The 17,706-nt window shown below is 28.9% G+C and carries 20 protein-coding genes and 2 tRNA genes; 15 read left to right on the forward strand and 7 right to left on the reverse strand.

Annotated features, from left to right (window positions below; all coding sequences use genetic code 11):
* Positions 1-73: 73 nt before the first annotated feature.
* The 5 genes from ACWYN7_RS02025 to ACWYN7_RS02045 all read left to right on the forward strand — a co-directional run bounded on the left by ACWYN7_RS02025 (position 74) and on the right by ACWYN7_RS02045 (position 3,909).
* Positions 74-814 (forward strand): MlaE family ABC transporter permease, encoded by a 741-nt coding sequence (locus tag ACWYN7_RS02025; RefSeq protein WP_462858169.1) that lies wholly within the window; start codon positions 74-76, stop codon positions 812-814.
* The gene (locus ACWYN7_RS02030; protein ID WP_462858170.1) at positions 815-1,582 is read left to right on the forward strand and encodes an ABC transporter ATP-binding protein; all 768 of its coding nucleotides are present in this window, start codon (positions 815-817) and stop codon (positions 1,580-1,582) included.
* A 63-nt stretch (positions 1,583-1,645) separates the two neighbouring features.
* Positions 1,646-1,718 (forward strand) — tRNA-Lys (locus tag ACWYN7_RS02035).
* A 145-nt stretch (positions 1,719-1,863) separates the two neighbouring features.
* Entirely contained in the window at positions 1,864-2,361 is a 498-nt protein-coding gene (locus tag ACWYN7_RS02040; protein WP_462858171.1) for a CIA30 family protein, read from the forward strand.
* Between the two features lie 57 nt (positions 2,362-2,418).
* Entirely contained in the window at positions 2,419-3,909 is a 1,491-nt protein-coding gene (locus ACWYN7_RS02045) for a DUF389 domain-containing protein (protein WP_462858172.1), read from the forward strand.
* A 2-nt stretch (positions 3,910-3,911) separates the two neighbouring features.
* On the opposite strand, the gene ACWYN7_RS02050 is transcribed toward ACWYN7_RS02045, so the two are convergent.
* The 6 genes from ACWYN7_RS02050 to ACWYN7_RS02075 all read right to left on the reverse strand — a co-directional run bounded on the left by ACWYN7_RS02050 (position 3,912) and on the right by ACWYN7_RS02075 (position 8,626).
* Complete coding sequence (locus ACWYN7_RS02050) at positions 3,912-4,502, reverse strand: SprT-like domain-containing protein (protein ID WP_462858173.1); 591 nt, start codon at positions 4,500-4,502, stop codon at positions 3,912-3,914.
* A 19-nt stretch (positions 4,503-4,521) separates the two neighbouring features.
* On the reverse strand, positions 4,522-5,202 hold the full coding sequence (locus tag ACWYN7_RS02055) for an SDR family NAD(P)-dependent oxidoreductase (RefSeq protein WP_462858174.1): 681 nt from the start codon (positions 5,200-5,202) through the stop codon (positions 4,522-4,524).
* A gap of 291 nt (positions 5,203-5,493) precedes the next feature.
* Positions 5,494-7,113: a glycoside hydrolase family 30 protein gene (locus ACWYN7_RS02060; RefSeq protein WP_462858175.1), complete on the reverse strand. Its 1,620-nt coding sequence runs from the start codon at positions 7,111-7,113 to the stop codon at positions 5,494-5,496.
* Positions 7,114-7,356: 243 nt separating this feature from the next.
* Complete coding sequence (locus tag ACWYN7_RS02065; RefSeq protein WP_462858176.1) at positions 7,357-7,590, reverse strand: hypothetical protein; 234 nt, start codon at positions 7,588-7,590, stop codon at positions 7,357-7,359.
* Positions 7,587-8,207, reverse strand: coding sequence for a thiamine diphosphokinase (locus tag ACWYN7_RS02070; protein ID WP_462858177.1), 621 nt, complete (start codon positions 8,205-8,207; stop codon positions 7,587-7,589). Before ACWYN7_RS02070 ends, ACWYN7_RS02065 begins: the two co-directional genes overlap by 4 nt.
* An 80-nt stretch (positions 8,208-8,287) precedes the next feature.
* On the reverse strand, positions 8,288-8,626 hold the full coding sequence (locus tag ACWYN7_RS02075; RefSeq protein WP_462858178.1) for a MotA/TolQ/ExbB proton channel family protein: 339 nt from the start codon (positions 8,624-8,626) through the stop codon (positions 8,288-8,290).
* Positions 8,627-8,831: 205 nt separating this feature from the next.
* Here ACWYN7_RS02075 and ACWYN7_RS02080 point away from each other — a divergent pair, with 205 nt between their 5' ends.
* From ACWYN7_RS02080 to ACWYN7_RS02115, 8 genes are all read left to right on the forward strand, one after another.
* Complete coding sequence (locus tag ACWYN7_RS02080) at positions 8,832-9,887, forward strand: sensor histidine kinase (RefSeq protein WP_462858179.1); 1,056 nt, start codon at positions 8,832-8,834, stop codon at positions 9,885-9,887.
* The gene (locus ACWYN7_RS02085; RefSeq protein ID WP_462858180.1) at positions 9,877-10,563 is read left to right on the forward strand and encodes a LytR/AlgR family response regulator transcription factor; all 687 of its coding nucleotides are present in this window, start codon (positions 9,877-9,879) and stop codon (positions 10,561-10,563) included. The genes ACWYN7_RS02080 and ACWYN7_RS02085 overlap by 11 nt, the downstream gene beginning before the upstream one ends.
* A gap of 34 nt (positions 10,564-10,597) precedes the next feature.
* Positions 10,598-11,680 carry a diphosphomevalonate decarboxylase gene (locus ACWYN7_RS02090; RefSeq protein WP_462858181.1) on the forward strand — a complete coding sequence of 361 codons (1,083 nt, stop codon included), beginning with the start codon at positions 10,598-10,600 and terminating at the stop codon, positions 11,678-11,680.
* A 28-nt stretch (positions 11,681-11,708) separates the two neighbouring features.
* Positions 11,709-12,104, forward strand: a complete 396-nt coding sequence (locus tag ACWYN7_RS02095; RefSeq protein WP_462858182.1) for a toxin-antitoxin system YwqK family antitoxin — start codon at positions 11,709-11,711, stop codon at positions 12,102-12,104.
* 53 nt (positions 12,105-12,157) lie between these two features.
* Complete coding sequence (locus tag ACWYN7_RS02100) at positions 12,158-13,084, forward strand: mevalonate kinase family protein (protein WP_462858183.1); 927 nt, start codon at positions 12,158-12,160, stop codon at positions 13,082-13,084.
* Positions 13,085-13,094: 10 nt separating this feature from the next.
* Entirely contained in the window at positions 13,095-14,012 is a 918-nt protein-coding gene (locus tag ACWYN7_RS02105; RefSeq protein WP_462858184.1) for a geranylgeranylglycerol-phosphate geranylgeranyltransferase, read from the forward strand.
* Between the two features lie 90 nt (positions 14,013-14,102).
* Positions 14,103-14,936, forward strand: coding sequence for a pseudouridine synthase (locus tag ACWYN7_RS02110; protein WP_462858185.1), 834 nt, complete (start codon positions 14,103-14,105; stop codon positions 14,934-14,936).
* Between the two features lie 63 nt (positions 14,937-14,999).
* On the forward strand, positions 15,000-15,452 hold the full coding sequence (locus ACWYN7_RS02115) for a DUF1569 domain-containing protein (protein ID WP_462858186.1): 453 nt from the start codon (positions 15,000-15,002) through the stop codon (positions 15,450-15,452).
* Positions 15,453-15,498: 46 nt separating this feature from the next.
* Here the strand turns inward: ACWYN7_RS02115 and ACWYN7_RS02120 are convergent.
* Positions 15,499-15,571: transfer RNA gene (locus tag ACWYN7_RS02120), tRNA-Phe, on the reverse strand.
* 99 nt (positions 15,572-15,670) lie between these two features.
* On the opposite strand from ACWYN7_RS02120, the gene ACWYN7_RS02125 reads away from it, so the two are divergent.
* Positions 15,671-16,399, forward strand: coding sequence for a type III pantothenate kinase (locus tag ACWYN7_RS02125; protein ID WP_462858187.1), 729 nt, complete (start codon positions 15,671-15,673; stop codon positions 16,397-16,399).
* Entirely contained in the window at positions 16,396-17,700 is a 1,305-nt protein-coding gene (locus tag ACWYN7_RS02130) for a hypothetical protein (protein ID WP_462858188.1), read from the forward strand. The genes ACWYN7_RS02125 and ACWYN7_RS02130 overlap by 4 nt, the downstream gene beginning before the upstream one ends.
* The last annotated feature ends 6 nt before the right edge of the window (positions 17,701-17,706 follow it).

Here is a 17,706-nt window from a genome sequence, read left to right on the forward strand (position 1 = left end):
TAATTTTTATTTTGAAAGACGTAATTTTATATTGTCTAAATGTTATTTGTTAATTTAGCATAAAATTTATTCTGTGAATTATATAGAGCATATTGGTAAATATTTTATAATGCTGAAGCAGGTATTTAAAAGACCGCAAAAAGCAAGGATTTTTTATGAATCTTTGTTAAAAGAAATAGAAGAGTTGGGTCTTAAATCTCTGGGTATTATTATGTTTATTTCTTTTTTTATTGGAGGGGTAATTGCATTACAAACAGCTTTAAATATAGACAGCGCTTTTATACCTAAATCTTTAATTGGTTTTGCCACTAAAAGATCTATTATTTTAGAATTTGCACCCACTTTTTGTTCTATAATTTTGGCAGGGAAAGTAGGGTCTTATATTACCTCTAGCATTGGTACAATGAGAGTTACAGAACAAATTGATGCCTTAGATGTTATGGGTATTAATTCTTTAAATCATTTAGTTTTACCAAAAGTAATTGCCACTGTTTTCTTTTACCCATTTTTAATTTTATTAGGAATGATGTTAGGCCTTTTTGGAGGGTGGATTGCAGGTGTATTATCAGATTTATTTAGTGGTGTAGATTATATAGAAGGCTTGCAAACAGAATTTAAACCTTTTTTAATTGCCTATGCAATTATTAAAACCTTAGTTTTTGCTTTTTTAATAGCTACAGTACCTTCTTATCATGGTTATTATGTAAAAGGAGGATCGATTGCAGTAGGTAAAGCAAGTACTCAATCTGTGGTTTGGACAACAATTTTAATCGTAATTGCAAATTATTTTTTAACTCAAATGTTACTTACATAAATGATAGAAGTTAAAAATTTACATAAAGGTTTTGGAGATGTAAAAGTTTTAAAGGGGATTTCTACCACTTTTGAAGCCGGAAAAACGAGTTTAATTATTGGCCAAAGTGGTTCAGGAAAAACGGTTTTTTTAAAATCTTTAATTGGGCTACACCAACCAGAACAAGGTACAATTGCTTTTGATGGTAGAATAAATACAGAATTTACCATTGAAGGGAAAAGACAATGGAGGCAAGAAATTGGAATGGTTTTTCAAGGAAGTGCTCTTTTCGATTCTCAAACAGTAGAAGAAAATGTAATGTTTCCTTTAAAAATGTTTACTCAACAGCCACTTTCAGAAATGTTAGACCGAGTAAATTTTGTTTTAAAAAGAGTAAACTTAGACAATTCTAATACTAAATTCCCTGGTGAATTATCTGGAGGTATGCAAAAAAGAGTTGCTATAGCAAGAGCAATTGTAATGAAGCCTAAATATTTATTTTGCGATGAACCAAATTCAGGTTTAGATCCACAAACGGCTATTGTAATTGATAATTTAATTCAAGAAATTACAGACGAATATAAAATTACAACCGTAATTAACACACATGATATGAATTCTGTAATGGAAATTGGAGAAAAAATTCTTTTTCTTAAAAATGGTACAAAAGCTTGGGAAGGCAGTAGTGAAGAGATTTTTAAAACTGATAATGAGGCTGTTGTAAACTTTGTGTATTCTTCTAATTTATTTAAGAAAGTTAGAGAAGCATATTTAAATGAAATAAATTAAAAATAGATTTGTTTTATTAAAAATAACTTATATATTTGCACCCGCTAAAAAGGAAAAATAATTGACCTGGTAGCTCAGTTGGTAGAGCATCTCCCTTTTAAGGAGAGGGTCCTGGGTTCGAGCCCCAGCCCGGTCACAACAAACAAGTAAAACTCTGCAAATTATTGCAGAGTTTTTTGTTTTTTAAAATGTGTTACTTTTTAAATAAATCATTTATTTTTAAATGTCTTAAAAAAGAATAAATGATGAAACCGATTTTCTATTTTCTTATACTTTTATTTATGCAAAACAACAATCATACAATTTTTAATTTTTCTAAAGATGCTGATATTTCTCTATGGAGGATTGTAGATGATGTTGTTATGGGAGGCATTTCTCAAGGAAATATTAAAATCGATTCCAATGGAAATGGAATTTATTTCGGAAAAGTTTCTTTAGAAAACAATGGCGGTTTTTCTTCATTGAGATATCGTTTTAATGAGATAAATGTTTCTAAATTTTCTAAAGTGATATTAAGAATAAAAGGTGATAGAAAAAATTATCAATTTAGAATAAAAGACAAGCTTGCAAATTTTTATTCTTACATCAAAGTTTTTGGAACTTCAGGAGAATGGGAGCTAATTGAAGTAAATTTAGCAGCAATGTATCCTGCATTTAGAGGAAGAAAATTAGATATCCCAAATTTTTCTTCAGATGTTATCGAAGAAATAGCTCTGCTAATTGGGAATAAAAAAGAGCAAAATTTTCAGTTAGAAATTGATAAGATTTATCTTGAATAATTTCATATCAACAAAACTACCTTTTTTTGTATCTTTCCAACATTGTTAATATTATATATGGAAGAAGACATTCACAAAAACAATATTCAGCCAACTGAAAAACCTGAAAACGATTCAGAAAGCTCAAAGCAAAATGTTCAGAAAGATGCTTTAGGTCTTTTTGAAAGTATTAAAAAGTTTTTAATCGAACTTTTTGATTTTAGACACGATACAGATCACGAAGCTACTATAGAAGCCATAAAAGCAGATATTCCTTTTAAAGGGGCAACAGCATGGATTCTTATTTTTGCAGTCTTTGTGGCTTCTATAGGTTTAAATGCAGATTCTACAGCAGTTGTAATTGGAGCCATGTTGATATCACCATTAATGGGGCCAATTTTAGGTATTGGAATGTCGTTTGCCTTAAATGATATCATCACCTTTAAAAAGTCGTTAATTAATTTAGGAACGATGATTGGGCTGAGTTTATTTGCCTCTTTCTTATTCTTTTATTTTTTTCCATTAAGTGAAGATAATTCTGAACTTTTAGGTAGAGTAAGTCCAGATATTCGCGATGTTTTAATTGCTTTTTTTGGTGGATTAGCGTTAATGGTAGCCAGAACAAAAAAAGGTACAATTGCCTCAGTAATTTTTGGTGTTGCCATTGCAACAGCCTTAATGCCTCCTTTATGTACAGCTGGTTATGGTTTGGCAAAAGGTAATTTTGCTTACTTTTTTGGTGCGATGTATTTGTTTACGATCAACACTATTTTTATTGCTTTAGCTACTTTTTTAGTGTTAAAGTTATTGCGTTTTCCAATGCACAAATACGCAAACGCAGCAAAAAGAAAACGTTATGCAACTATTGCAACTGTAGTTGGTTTTGCAGTAATGATTCCTGCAATTTTTACTTTTATTAAAGTTTTTAACGAAAGTCAGATAGATTTACAGGTTACTAATTTTATCAATAGCGAAATAAAAGAAATCGAAAGTTTTCAATTAATTGGAGATCCTGAAGTTGATATAGCAAAAAAAGAAATAAAATTGAGTTTCTTTAACGAGGTTACTGATGGAGAACGCAACTTATTAAGCAATCAATTAAAAAATCAACAATACCATAAAATAAAAGATTTTCAGCTAAAAATTAAAGGTAGCGATACCAAAAGTTTTGAGTTAATTACAACCGCTTATAAAGAGAAAAGAGAAGAGTTGCAGCAAAGTAAAAATATTATTGCTGGTTTACAAAAGCAAATTGCAGAATTACAACAGACAATTTCTACATTAAATAATAGAATTGAACAAGACGCTTTAAATAAAAATCAAAATGTAATTACTTTTAGCACTATTGCCAAAGATGCAAAAATTAGGTATTCTGATATTGAATCTATTGGTTTTGCAAATGTTTTGTCTTCTAAAGATTTTATAAAAGTAGATACCATTCCTGTTGCTACAATTAAATGGAATGTAAGTTTAACAGACAGTATCATATCACCTAAAGAAAGAGAGTTAAGAGATTGGTTGCAAAAAGAAATGAATCTAGATACGTTGTTTATTAAAAGAGAAAAATAAACTTATTTGTAGCGTTCTATTTCTACATTCTGATTGAATAAATATACCTTTTTGTTGTGCATATTTAAGCATTCTATTCTTGTTCTTCGTTTATTTCCGCGTTTATAAACTGTGTTTTTAAATGAAAATAAACTGCCAACAGGAATTTCGAAAATAAAATGTTTACCAGTTTCAGCTTGATGCTCTCTTAAGGCTAGCGATAAATTTACATCAGAATCTGTGCTTGCTTTGGGGTTTTTTAAATAGTTTGCCAAATGCGATAACATGGTTGCAGGATAAATTTCTGGTCGTAAAAAAGGCAACATTAAATGCTGAAAAACAGTTTTCCATTCTTTTCCATGAGGCTGAACTCTCCCAAATTTTTGATGCGTAACATGATGTGCAATTTCATGCACGAGCGTTAATAAAAATTGATATTTGTTTAAATTATTATTAACCGTAATTTGAAATTTACCATTAGGTAATTTTCTAAAATCTCCATGTTTTGTTTGACGTTGTTCTACGATTTTTAAATCAAAAGAATGTTTGTCAATTAAAAATTGTACAAAAGGAATTGCTTTTTGCGGTATGTAATTTTGATAGCTGTTCTTCAATGTGATATCAAAAAAAAAATTAAGGTGTAGAATTAGACACTTGTAACACTTTACCATTATAAAATTGATTTCCGGTTAAAGAAAAATCAAAAATATAATTCGCCATTTCTTTTGCAGAAAGTGGTGCTTTATAATCTGGAAAAGCTTCTGCCAACATTTCTGTTTGTACAGCGCCTAAGGCCAAAACATTAAACGCAATTTGTTGTTCTTTGTATTCTTCTGCTAACAATTCAGATAAGGTAATTACAGCGCCTTTTGCAGAAGAATAAGCTGCTAAACCTGCAAATTTCATACTGCCTTGTATGCCACCCATAGAACTTATGGTAACTACATGACTTCCTTTTTGTAAAAAAGGAATTAAATTTTTGGTTAAGGCTGCTACTCCAAAAACATTTACTTTGTAAACTTCTAAAAAATCATCAGAAGTTAATTCTGTAAAAGGTTTGTTGATTAATTTCCCTGCATTATTGATTAAAATATCTACTTTTTTCCAATTGTTTTTAATAAAATCTGATACTTTCTCTACATCATTATCATCAGAAATATCCACAGAAAGTATTTTTATGTTTTTATGATTTACTTCTTCTAATGGTTTGCTATTTCTAGAAAGCGCCAAAACATTGTGATTGTTATTGGCAAATAATTGTGCAAGCTCAAAACCAATTCCTCTACTTGTACCAGTAATTACTACGTTTTTCATATAAAATTGAAATATTTAAAGGAGCAATCTACTTAAATTTCCATATATTTAAGAATTAATATCAAACAAATTAAGAAAACCATTTTGTTTTTGACTGCATTTATTTGCAAAATATAATCGGATGATCTACTTATATTTAACTTGATATATATTATTGATATGAAGTCTGGTAAGTTTATTGATAAAAAAAAGTAGTAATCGAAAATAAATTGTTGATTTTAAACAAGTTTGCAAAATACTAAAAATCTGAAATTTAATAGATTTTCATTTATATATAGAACAAGAATGTATTTATTTTGTATTTGGTTTCTTTTTTAATTCAATAGTTTGCATCGCTTTTTTTGCTATTGTAAAAGTGTATGTTTCATCCTTAATTTTAAAAGATAATTCAGTTTCTTCATCATTATTATTGAAAACTACAATTGCAATAGAACCATCTGTATTTTTTGCAGCCGTATAAATTAATCCCTCTATGGGATCTCCATTTAAGTCAATTCTTACGGCATCAGGACGAATAAATTTACTAAAGTGACTTAATAAATAATACAAAGGCGTATATGTTACTTCATCTGTTTCTGGGTTTATTAAAATTGGAGCACTATTAAAATTATCATAAGGATTTGGTTGTCCTTTATGGCTTAAAATACTACACCATTCTACATATCCTTGTGTACCATGATTTAAATCGCTAATAATATCATACGCATACGTTTCAAAAGGAACAAAAGTACCTGCATAATCTGTACTTTCTCTAAAATATTGACCAATTGGGTTTTTGCTATCAATGTCTATGCTAGATTCAGAATGAATCATAGCTTTGTTTGGCCATTTCTTTTGTAATTCTTCTAATTCTTCTGCGTAGTAATTATTGTCTTTTAATTCAGAATTTGCATACCAATGGAAAGCAGTTCCCCAAGCATATTTTGCTGCTTCAGGATCATTGAAGGTTGTATTTACATAATTATTCATGGTAGATTTGTTATGATCGTAAATAAGTATTTTAATTCCTGCATCTAAATCATCAATATTAAGAAGACCATCTTTAACAAGTTGAGGTCCTAAATGGTCTCTTAAAAAATCACGACCTTGGTCTGGTGTAAACCCATTACTATCCCATCTTGCGTCATGATAATGTAAAGGTTCATTTTGAGGTGTTATTGCCCAAATATCAATTCCTTTTTCTGCATAGGCACTAATATATTTTGATAAATATTTTGCCCAAACAGGATAGTATTTAGGTAATAAACTACCATTTGTCATTAGGTTTGTTTCACCAGATTTCATCCAAGAAGGAGGGCTCCATGGAGATGCAATTATTTTAAAATCTGCTCCAGGAATTTTAGAAGCTTCTAAAATCATAGGAATAAGATCGTAAGTAGCATCAACTAACTCAATGTTTTTAACTTGTTCGTTTTCATCTCCCGAAAACCCTTTTAAATCTTCGTTTAAACTAAACGTAGATAAATCTTCATCACCTTGTTCTATGTAAGTGTAATGAGTGTTAGAATAATCGCTACTGTTTATATGCGTTCTGGTTAAAGAAAAACCGGCGCCTTCTGTTGGACTAAACATTTTGGTAAGTACCTCTTTACGCAAATTAACAGGGATTACAGCTAAATTCCAAGCAGAAGATTCTGTAAATGAAGCTCCGAAACCATAATATTTTTGAAATTCTTTATTTGGAAATAATTCTAAGGTTACTTTTTTTATTTCTTTATCAGTTGTCTTAAGTTTGTTAGTGTTTATTAATTTTAGATTATCACCAGCATAAGAGGTTTGATATACTTGTGAGGTGTACTTATATTCTTGATTGTTTTGTTTAGAAAAACATCCAACCAAAACAAGAATCAATATTAAAAATGATAAACTTACAATTTTAGAAAAATTAGTTTTACTAAGTTTTGATTGCATTTTAATTGTTTTAGGATAGTAGTTTAAATTTTTAGGATTACCCTTTTTTGTTTTGTGTAATTTGCTAGTATTTAAAGCTTAGTTTTTTGCTAAATTTACCTAGCTAAAATAGCTCTTTAAATTTTAATTTTAAACAAAATAGGTTTTGTGATTGCTGTAAATTTCAATTAAAACCGAAATGATAAGACTTAATTTTTTATTTTAAGTTGTGTTGTTTTAACGAAATTTTAAAATAGTTTTATTTTATCCAATTTCTCCTCTATGAGGTTTTAAGGCGTCTCTGTAAATTTTCATGTCTTTTTCATGAACAGTAATAAACGCAGAAAACAACATCGGATTTTTTTCTAGAATATCAATTTCATGAAAATCTAAATTTTCTAAAGTTGCAAATTCTTTTAAATGAATGGTATGATGTTTAGCAGTTTCCTGGGCATCTGGTCCTCTAAAATCCCACAATAATTTTATTTTTCTACTCAATTTTCTTGATTTTTATGGTTGATAAAAATAAACAGATTACCACTGTTAAAAGTAATGGTTACATTATTAGTAATGGCTTTATTTCTTGTGCCTATTCTTTTTCCGAATTCTAAATTTTCGTTATTTAATGGATATTGCAAACCTTTAGTGGTAATATTTTTTGCAATGGGTAATGGAAGTAAAGAAATAATTTTCTGATGACAATCTGTAATTTCTGTAACTGTATCAGCTAAAAAATAGTAACCATACTCATCAAAAAAAGTAAGATTTAACTCATTTTTCCATTGAATGGCCGTGTGTAAATTTCCTAAAAAATGATCTTGTTCTTTGCCACTTGCACCATAAACATCAATCTGAGTATAACCTTTATCAAACAAAATATTTAAAATTTTATCAAAATCTGTAAAATCTTGATTGGGTGTATGAATTATTTCTACATCAGTAGGTAAATGGTCTAAAGAATCAAAATCGCCACTAATAAAATTAGGTTGAATCTTTTTTTCTTTTAAATATTGATAAGCGCCATCTGTGGCACAAATAAGATCGTATTTTGTTAAATCAGGAATTTTTTTTGGAGCTTCTCCATTTAACAATAAAAAGGCTTTTTTAGTGTACATAAGTTGCAAAAATACAAACAAAAAAGCATCAACTCTAATGAAGAGAGAAGATGCTTTCAACAAATTTACAAGAAAAATTTTTAAGCTTTTTTCCAAGTCAGTATAATTGAAAATAGTTTTCCAATTAAAAATATAACCATTCCAAATGCTGGAGATATTAAACTAACTTTTAAACCACCTGCTAAAATTTGAGGAGAAATAGGTACTGTATTTGCTGAAATTGCTTCCAACGCTCCTAAAAGTCCAACAACAAAACCTAAAACACCAAAAACAAAAGTAAATAGGGCTAAAGCGTTTAATAGTTTTAAGTTTTTTTCAGAATTATCTTTTAAACCTTTAAAAAATAAGACGATTATAACGATCAAGAGCAGTAATAAAGGAACCATAAAAATTGGTCCACCTTCAAAAATAAAATTCATAATAAAGTTTTTTAAATTATGCTGCTAAAGTATTTGTTAAAGCTAAGCAATATTTTATAATGCGACCAGTAACGGATTTTTAAAAGGATTTAGCAGAAATTCTATAGAAATACAAAAACAGCTTTAATTTGGTAGAATAGGGGTTTAAATCTAAAATTCATCTATATTTAAAGTGTATAGAAATTAATAATAGTTACTTTGTAAGATGAAGCACCACTTAAAACGATTATTAAAAAAGATTCCTTTACACCTGTTGTTTTGGTTGGTGGTTTGGTTTTTTTTCTTTGTGTTTTTTAGTGTGGGTTCAGAGAATAAAAATTTTATTTTTTGGTTTTCTACAATTTTAAGCGTCATTACCATAGTTGCATCTTATGTGGTAGTGTATTACTTAATTCCCGATTTTTTACTTACAAAAAAATACAAATCATTTGTGTTATATGTTTTTTATGCACTTGTATTTATAGTCTGTGCAGTGTTAATGACAGTGGTTTTTGGCTTTGTGTTTTTCTACAATTTAGAGTTTCAGAAAATGCCAGGTTTAACTAAAAATTCAGGAGTAATTATAGTTTGTAGCTTGCTCAATATTGCGCTTGCAGGCGGATTTAAAATTCTAAAACACAATTATCAATCTATTGAAGAAAAAAAAGCATTAGAAAACAGATTTCTTCAAACACAACTCGAACTAAAAGAACAAGAGTTGAGGTTTTTAAAGATGCAAATTCACCCGCATTTTTTATTCAACACCTTAAATACTTTGTATGGTTTTGCTTTAAAAAAATCGGATCAAGCTCCAGAAATGATTTTAAAATTATCGAGTCTGTTAGATTATATTTTATATCAAGTAGAAAAGCCTTTTGTATTTTTAAAGGATGAAATCAGCCATATAGAAGATTACATCATGCTAGAAAAAAGTAGATTTCAAGATAGTGTAGAGGTTGCTATTATTAAAGATAATTTTGATGATGCTTTGCAGGTTCCACCTATGTTATTATTACCATTTGTAGAAAATGCGTTTAAACACGGATGGCAAATTGATGGCACATTAAAAGTGAATATTAGTTTACAGGTTGATAATAAATTTATAAGTTTTAATGTCGAAAATACAGCCAAGCAAAAAGTCCGTTCAAAAAAAGGAATTGGTTTGCAAAACATTAAAAAAAGATTAGACATGTTGTATGGTAAAGATGGTTTTTTAAAGATTACTGAAGATGAAAACTTGTTTACCATCGATTTAAAAATACCCATAAAAAATGAAGCATAAAATGCGATGTGTTATTGTTGATGATGAACCAATGGCAAGAGAAATCTTAGCTTCTTACATAGATAAAACTGCTAATTTACAATTAATAAAAAGTTGTAAAAATGCTTCAGAAGCCTTGGTTTTTATGCAAGAAAACGAAGTTGATGTCTATTTTTTAGACATTAATATGCCAGAAATATCTGGGTTAAGCTTGGCAAAAATCATCAATAAAAAAGCACAAATTATTTTTACAACAGCTTACAGAGATTATGCTGTAGATGGTTTCGATTTAATGGCGGCAGATTATTTGTTAAAACCCATTTCTTATGATCGTTTTTTGGCAGCTGTAGAGAAAGTAAATCCTATAAAAGATTCAAAAAACAACAACCATTTTATGTTTGTAAGAGCAGACAGAAAAATGGTAAAGATTGATTTTGAATCCATTTTATACATCGAAAGTTTAAGCGATTATGTAAAAATATTTACATCAAAAAAGAGTATTATAACCAGAGAAACCATTTCTAATTTAGAGCAAAAATTAGAGGGGAAATCGTTTATTAGAATTCATAGATCTTTTATTGTTTCTTTTGATAAAATTACTTCTTACACCAACGAATTTATTGAAATTGATAAAAAAGCCCTGCCCATAAGTAGGAGTTATAAAGAAAGCGTTTTGCAAAAATTAGCAGAAGTGTAGTTGAAACTTTATCTTTGTCATAAATTTTCAGACCTTGAATACAGATCAATTTTTAGTAAAATCCGATTTAAAATTTATTGACAAAACTAGTTTTACTTGGCAAACCCCAAGCAACATTGCTTTGGTAAAATATTGGGGAAAAAGCAACCCACAAATCCCAAAAAATGCATCCATTAGTTTTACGCTAAACAATTGCCATACCATAACAACCATAGCATTTGAACGTAAACTAACCAAAGACAAACGTGTTATTTTTGATTTGTTTTTCGAGGGCAAAGAAAAAGAAGAATTTAAACCTAAAATTGCAGCATTTTTTAAAAGAATTCAAACTTATTGTCCTTATATTTTTGATTATAAAATGACAATTAATTCAGAGAATTCTTTTCCGCATTCAAGTGGAATTGCTTCTTCTGCAAGCGGTTTATCTGCTATTGCAAGATGTTTATTAAGTTTAGAAAATGAAATTATTTCTGGATTGTCTGAGGAATATATCAACAAAAAAGCATCTTTTTTAGCAAGATTAGGTTCTGGATCTGCAAGCAGAAGTATAGAAGGGCCTTTAGTGGTTTGGGGAAAACATCCAGAAATTGAAGGAAGTTCAGATTTATTTGGAGTGCAATTTCCATATCAAGTGCATTCAATTTTTGAGAATTATCAAGATGCCATTTTATTGGTTGATAAAGGTGAAAAACAAGTATCTAGTACTGTTGGTCATAACTTAATGCACAATCATCCTTATGCAGAAAGTCGTTTTGTACAAGCCAATGAAAATTTGGGTAAGATGTCTAAAATCCTTCAAGAAGGAAACCTAAAAGAGTTTATCAATTTAGTAGAAAGTGAAGCTCTAACATTGCATGCAATGATGTTAACCAGCAATCCGTATTTTATTTTAATGAAACCTAATACTTTAGAAATTATCAATAAAATTTGGGAATATCGAAAAGAACAAAACAGTAATATTTGTTTTACCTTAGATGCAGGAGCTAATGTGCATGTTTTATATCCTTTTAAAGAAAAAGAAAGCGTGAATCAATTTATTGAAAATGAGCTTTCTAAATTCTGTCAGAAAAATCATTATATTTGTGATGCTGTTGGTTTTGGAGCAAAAATGATCTAAAATTGAAGTAGTAAAAACATAGCATATTATGAGAGGTTCAGCTTTAATTTTAGGGTTTATAGTTATTTTTTTAACATCATCTTTTACGGTTCAAGAAACAGTTTGGCTAGATCAAAACTTAAAAGAAACAAGCAAAGCAAAAGCAGTTTATTACAAAATAGGTAAAAAGCTAAATGGCGATGTTACTTATTTTTATAAAAACAAAACTGTTTACAGAAAAACGTATGTTGTTGATGGAAAATTGGATGGCAAATTCAATGAATATTATGCTTCTGGAAACTTAAAAGTTGACGGAAAGTACAAAAACGGAACAAAAGACGGCAATTGGAAAACGTACTATAAAAATGGAAAAATAAAATCTAAAGGAAGATATAAAGATGGAGAAAAAGTGGGGATTTGGAAATTTTTCTACAAAAATGATTGATAATCTTACTTTTAGATATTAATTCGTATTTTTGTACTTTAATCGAAAAAGAAATGAAAGGACCCTTATTTTATGCTAAAATTCTACTTTTTGGAGAATATGGAATTATAAAAGATTCTAAAGGTTTGGCAATTCCTTACAATACCTACAGAGGTGCTTTAAAAACTTCAGAAAATTTAGAAGGTATTTCTAAAACATCGAATCAAAATTTATACAAATTTTACAATTACATTTCTAATTTAAAATCAGAATTGGTATCATTTAATGTCAATGAATTTAAAGCGGATTTAGAAAATGGTATGTATTTCGATTCTTCAATTCCACAAGGTTATGGAGTTGGTAGTTCTGGTGCTTTAGTAGCTTCTATTTACGATAAATACGCACAAGATAAAATTACGGTTTTAGAGAATTTAACCCGAGAAAAACTATTAAAATTAAAAGCAATTTTTTCTTTAATGGAATCTTTTTTTCACGGAAACAGTTCTGGTTTAGATCCTTTAAACTCTTATTTAAGTTTACCAATTTTAATCAATTCTAAAGAAAATATAGAGCCAGCAGGTATTCCGTCTCAAAAAGAAGGTAAAGGTGCTGTTTTTCTATTAGATTCTGAACAAGCAGGAGAAACTGAGCCAATGGTTAACATTTTTATGAATAAGATGAAAAACGAAGGGTTTAGAAAAATGTTAAGCGAAGAATTTGCCATTCATACAGATGCATGTATAGAAGATTTTTTACAAGGCAATGTAAAATCTTTATTTAGCAATGTTAAAAGTTTATCTAAAGTAGTACTTAAGAACTTTAAACCAATGATTCCTGATGCTTTTCATAAAGTATGGGCCAAAGGAATTAGCACAAATGACTATTATTTAAAACTTTGTGGTTCTGGTGGTGGAGGTTATATTTTAGGATTTACTCAAGATTATGAAAAAGCACAAAAAAGTTTAGAAAACTACAAATTAGAATTGGTATATAGATTCTAAAAAAGCATTTATGAGTGCTTCAAAAACGAAGACTTTTTTTAAAAAAATATTCAGCTTATTATCTGTTGTAAGAGGTTACAATATTTTAGTACTGATTTTTGCCCAATATTTAGCTTCTATATTTATTTTTTCTTCGCAAAATTCGGCGGCTTCCGTTGTTTTTGATGTACACCTTTTTTATATTGTAATTGCCACTGTTTGTGTTGTAGCTTCTGGCTATATTATCAATAATTTTTACGACAGTCAAGTAGATAGAATTAACAGACCATTTAAATCGGGGTTGGATAATTACATAAAACAAGAAACCAAATTATCGCTTTATTTTACGTTAAATTTTATAGGGTTTATCTTCGGATTTTTAGTTTCTTGGAAAGCTGCGTTATTTTTTGCTATTTATATTTTTGCCATTTGGTTTTATTCTCACAATTTAAAAAAGCACCCTTTTAGGGGCCTATTGTCTGCAACAATATTAACAATTTTACCATTTTTTGCCATTTTTGTGTATTACAAAAACTTCTCGAAAATTATTTTTGTTCACGCTGTTTTTCTGTTTTTGGTGATTATGCTTAGAGAATTAGTAAAAGAATTAGAAAATTTAACAGGTGCAATTGCCAATAATTACAAGACGTTTACAGTATCTTATGGAGAAAAAAACACTAAAAAATTATGTTTTGCACTCCTTTTTCTAACTATTTTTCCAGTCGTAATTTTATTTAGCTATCCTGAATTAAGCTACATGAAATACTATTTTTATCTGGCTTTAATCACGTTAATTTTTGTAGGATTCTACTTGTCAAAATCCACAAAAAGAAGTCAGTATCGATTTTTACACAACATTTTAAAGCTATTACTTCTAGTTGGTGTTTTTAGTTTGGTTTTTATTGATACCTCTTTAATTATTGATAAAGTTATCGATAAATTAAATTAATAATCAAAGTGTAAAAATTGGTTTTCGCTTTATTATTAGGATTTTAGGTTTCGAGAAATTCTTTATCTACCTTTGCAAAAATTTTAAAAAATGAATTCAAATAAAAACTCGTCGCGAAGACGACAAGAAGGTAAAAAAAGCACACCTCTAAACAGAAAAAGTGTTAAAAAGGAGTTTAAAAAAATGAAACCAGCTCAAAAATCTGATGAAACATCTGGAGTTCGTTTAAACAAATACATTGCAAACTCAGGTATTTGTTCACGTAGAGAAGCAGATACTTATATAGAGCATGGAAGTGTAGAGGTAAATGGAAAATTAGTAACAGAAATGGGCTATAAAGTACAGCTTAATGATGTTGTTCGTTTTGATGGAACTGCAATTTCTCCTGAGCAAAAAAGATATGTTTTGCTTAATAAACCTAAGAATTATATTACTACTATGGATGATGATCGTGGTCGTAAAACTGTAATGGAATTGATAGCAAATGCATCTAAAGAAAGAATTTATCCTGTAGGTAGATTAGATAGAAATACAACTGGTTTATTGTTGTTTACTAATGATGGTGATTTGGCAAAAAAATTAACGCATCCAAAACACAATGTACGTAAGTTATACCATGCTTCTTTAGATAGAAAATTAGAGTTAAAAGACTTAGAAAAACTAAGAGGAGAAGTAATTATTGAAGGTAGAAAAGTGTTTATTGATGCAGTTTCTTATGTAAATGGAGAGCCAAAAACAGAAATTGGTATCGAAATTCACTCAGGTAGAAATAGAATTGTGCGTAAAATATTTGAGCATGTTGGTTATAAAGTAAATAAATTAGATCGAGTAATTTTTGCTGAATTAACAAAGAAAAATTTACCAAGAGGTAGATGGAGAGAGCTTACAAATTTAGAGATTAATAATCTTAAAATGATGAAATAACAATAAGAATCCAGCTGTTTAGCTGGATTTTTTTTGTAAATTAGAAACTATAAATCAATGTATATGTTATTATCTAAAGAATTCAATTTTATTAAAGAACATTTAAATGCCATAGATGTTTCTAATAAAAAAGTTTCTAAATCAAATGTTGGTTGGCATTTTGATCATTCTTTAAAAGTAATTCTTGGGGTTACAAATTTTTTAATAAAATCAGATCCAAAAGAATATCAAAAATCATTTCATTTAATAAGAACAATAACATTTGCTGTAGGAGCTTTTCCTAGAGGTAAAGTACAAGCACCTAAAAGGGTTTTGCCTCCAGAAACTGTTTTAAAGCAAGATTTAGAAGCGCAATTAAATTTGGCAAACGAAAATTTAAAATTGATAAAAGATTTGGATGATAATAGTTATTTTGAGCATCCAATATTTAAACATCTAAATAAAAAACAGACGGTTAAATTTTTAAAACTGCATACCAATCATCATATAAAAATTGTAAAAGATATTTTAAAATAAATTATAAGTACAAAAAAAGCCCAAACAAATTGTTTGGGCTTTTAAGTGGTACCTCCAGGAATCGAACCAGGGACACAAGGATTTTCAGTCCTTTGCTCTACCAACTGAGCTAAGGTACCATTGCCTTAGCGGATGCAAATATAATATGTTTTTTTATATCTCCTATAAAAAAATTAAAAAAAATCTATTGTATTTTTGAAATCCTATAAAAAACAAGAATGAACCTAATAATTGATGTTGGTAATACAAGAGTAAAAGTAGCTGTTTTTGAGCAAGGTATAATTGTTGATTTGCAAATTTTTGATAAAAACAGAATTTTATCCGAAGTAAAAAAAATATTAAAAAAATATCAAATAACTGGTGCAATTATGTCTTCTGTTGCTTCAATCTCATTAAATAAGATTAAAAAAATAGAAGAAATTGTTCCGTTAATACTTGTTTCATCAAAAATAAAAACTCCTTTTCAGAATTTATATAGTTCCCCAAAAACCTTAGGTGTAGATAGAATTGCTTTGGTTTTTGGTGCTGTAATTAAATATCCAAACCAAAATACTTTAATTATTGACGCTGGTACATGCATAACTTTCGATTTTGTAAATAAAGAAAAAGAATATTTAGGAGGTGCAATTTCTCCAGGAATAGAAATGAGATATAAATCGCTACATCAACTTACAGCAAAATTACCTTTATTAGAAAAAAATGTACCGAAAAATTTTATTGGAAACAGCACAAAAGAGAGTATTAATTCTGGGGTTGTAAATGGTGTAATTCAAGAAATTGAAGGTGTAATTAATCAATATAAAAAGAAATATTTAGATTTAACAGTGGTTTTAACAGGTGGCGACACAAATTTCTTGTCAAAACAATTAAAAAGTAGCATATTTGCCAATCAAAATTTTCTCCTAGAAGGATTAAATGAAATATTGATATTTAACAAAAACAAATGATTAGAAACATTGTAATAATTGTTTTACTTTTTACTTCATTAACTTTTATGGGGCAAAGAACAAGTTCTTCCCCTTATTCATATTTTGGTATTGGAGACGAATTTAGTGCTAATACAGTAGAGCAAAGTTCAATGGGAGGCATTGGTGTTGCTTTTAGCCATTACAAGTATTTAAACTTTACAAATCCTGCAGCTTACGCAAATTTAAGATATACCACTTATGGTGTTGGTCTGCTAAATAACGATTTAACTATTAAAACTGTAGATGACAAACAAAGCAGTACATCAACAAGTTTGTCTTACATAGCTTTGGCTTTTCCAATTGGTAAAAATGCAGGTTTTTCTTTTGGTTTGCAACCAGTATCTTCTGTAGGATATTCATTATCTAATTTTACGACAGATGCTGATGGGAATACTACTGAAATTTCTTTGTTTGAAGGAAATGGAGGAGTAAATAGTTTTCATGGAGCATTTGGTATAAAAATATACAAAGGTTTATCTTTAGGTATCGAAGGAGCTTATAATTTTGGGAATGTAGAAAATAGCATTACTAAACAAATTGCAAATGTTTCTTTGGCTACAAAATATAGAGAAGAGTCAGAAATTAAAGGAGCTTCAGTAAAGCTTGGCGCTCAATATGAACACAAATTAAAAAATAATTTAATTGTAAGTGCGGGGGCTAGCGTAAGCTTAGGAAATGATATTGATGTAACTGGAGAAAGCTTAACATATAGTTTAACGCTTACAAATACTGGTGGTGAGTTTGTTAGAGATACGCTTGCAGATCAAAATGGCGATAAAATAATTCCTATTGATGGTAGTTTTAACTTGCCCGTAAAATCTATAGTTGGTGTAGGTGTTGGAGAGTTGGATAAATGGTATGCTGGTATAGAGTATGAAAATCAAGATGCAATTTCTACTACTGGCTTACTAGCAAATGTAACAGGAGCTTACAGGTATGGAAAATCGAACAGAATTGCTTTAGGTGGTTTTTATTTACCAAAAATAAATTCGATTTCTAGTTATTGGAATCGTGTTACTTATAGAGCAGGTGTAAGTTATAAAAATACAGGTTTATTGGTTGATGGTTCTGGTAATAATTCAAATTTTACAGAAATTAAAGACTTTGGCATATCTTTTGGTTTAGGTATACCACTGAAACAATTATCAACTGTAAACTTAGGTTTTGAGTATGGTAAAAGAGGAACAACTGAAAATAATTTAATACAAGAAAATTATTTTAATTTTAGATTAAGTTTATCTTTGACAGACAATTGGTTCGTAAAAAGGAAAATAGATTAATAAAAA

This window comes from Polaribacter sp. M10, assembly GCF_054968445.1.

What these genes read in the sequence shown, in the direction of transcription:
- ACWYN7_RS02080 (WP_462858179.1), top strand. Translation starts at nt 8,832, where the DNA reads ATGAAGCACCACTTAAAACGATTATTAAAAAAGATTCCTTTACACCTG.
- ACWYN7_RS02130 (WP_462858188.1), top strand. Translation starts at nt 16,396, where the DNA reads ATGATTAGAAACATTGTAATAATTGTTTTACTTTTTACTTCATTAACT.
- ACWYN7_RS02100 (WP_462858183.1), top strand. Translation starts at nt 12,158, where the DNA reads ATGAAAGGACCCTTATTTTATGCTAAAATTCTACTTTTTGGAGAATAT.
- ACWYN7_RS02085 (WP_462858180.1), top strand. Translation starts at nt 9,877, where the DNA reads ATGAAGCATAAAATGCGATGTGTTATTGTTGATGATGAACCAATGGCA.
- ACWYN7_RS02125 (WP_462858187.1), top strand. Translation starts at nt 15,671, where the DNA reads ATGAACCTAATAATTGATGTTGGTAATACAAGAGTAAAAGTAGCTGTT.
- ACWYN7_RS02055 (WP_462858174.1), bottom strand. Translation starts at nt 5,202, where the DNA reads ATGAAAAACGTAGTAATTACTGGTACAAGTAGAGGAATTGGTTTTGAG.
- ACWYN7_RS02045 (WP_462858172.1), top strand. Translation starts at nt 2,419, where the DNA reads ATGGAAGAAGACATTCACAAAAACAATATTCAGCCAACTGAAAAACCT.
- ACWYN7_RS02060 (WP_462858175.1), bottom strand. Translation starts at nt 7,113, where the DNA reads ATGCAATCAAAACTTAGTAAAACTAATTTTTCTAAAATTGTAAGTTTA.
- ACWYN7_RS02110 (WP_462858185.1), top strand. Translation starts at nt 14,103, where the DNA reads ATGAATTCAAATAAAAACTCGTCGCGAAGACGACAAGAAGGTAAAAAA.
- ACWYN7_RS02115 (WP_462858186.1), top strand. Translation starts at nt 15,000, where the DNA reads ATGTTATTATCTAAAGAATTCAATTTTATTAAAGAACATTTAAATGCC.
- ACWYN7_RS02070 (WP_462858177.1), bottom strand. Translation starts at nt 8,207, where the DNA reads ATGTACACTAAAAAAGCCTTTTTATTGTTAAATGGAGAAGCTCCAAAA.
- ACWYN7_RS02075 (WP_462858178.1), bottom strand. Translation starts at nt 8,626, where the DNA reads ATGAATTTTATTTTTGAAGGTGGACCAATTTTTATGGTTCCTTTATTA.
- ACWYN7_RS02030 (WP_462858170.1), top strand. Translation starts at nt 815, where the DNA reads ATGATAGAAGTTAAAAATTTACATAAAGGTTTTGGAGATGTAAAAGTT.
- ACWYN7_RS02105 (WP_462858184.1), top strand. Translation starts at nt 13,095, where the DNA reads ATGAGTGCTTCAAAAACGAAGACTTTTTTTAAAAAAATATTCAGCTTA.
- ACWYN7_RS02095 (WP_462858182.1), top strand. Translation starts at nt 11,709, where the DNA reads ATGAGAGGTTCAGCTTTAATTTTAGGGTTTATAGTTATTTTTTTAACA.
- ACWYN7_RS02040 (WP_462858171.1), top strand. Translation starts at nt 1,864, where the DNA reads ATGCAAAACAACAATCATACAATTTTTAATTTTTCTAAAGATGCTGAT.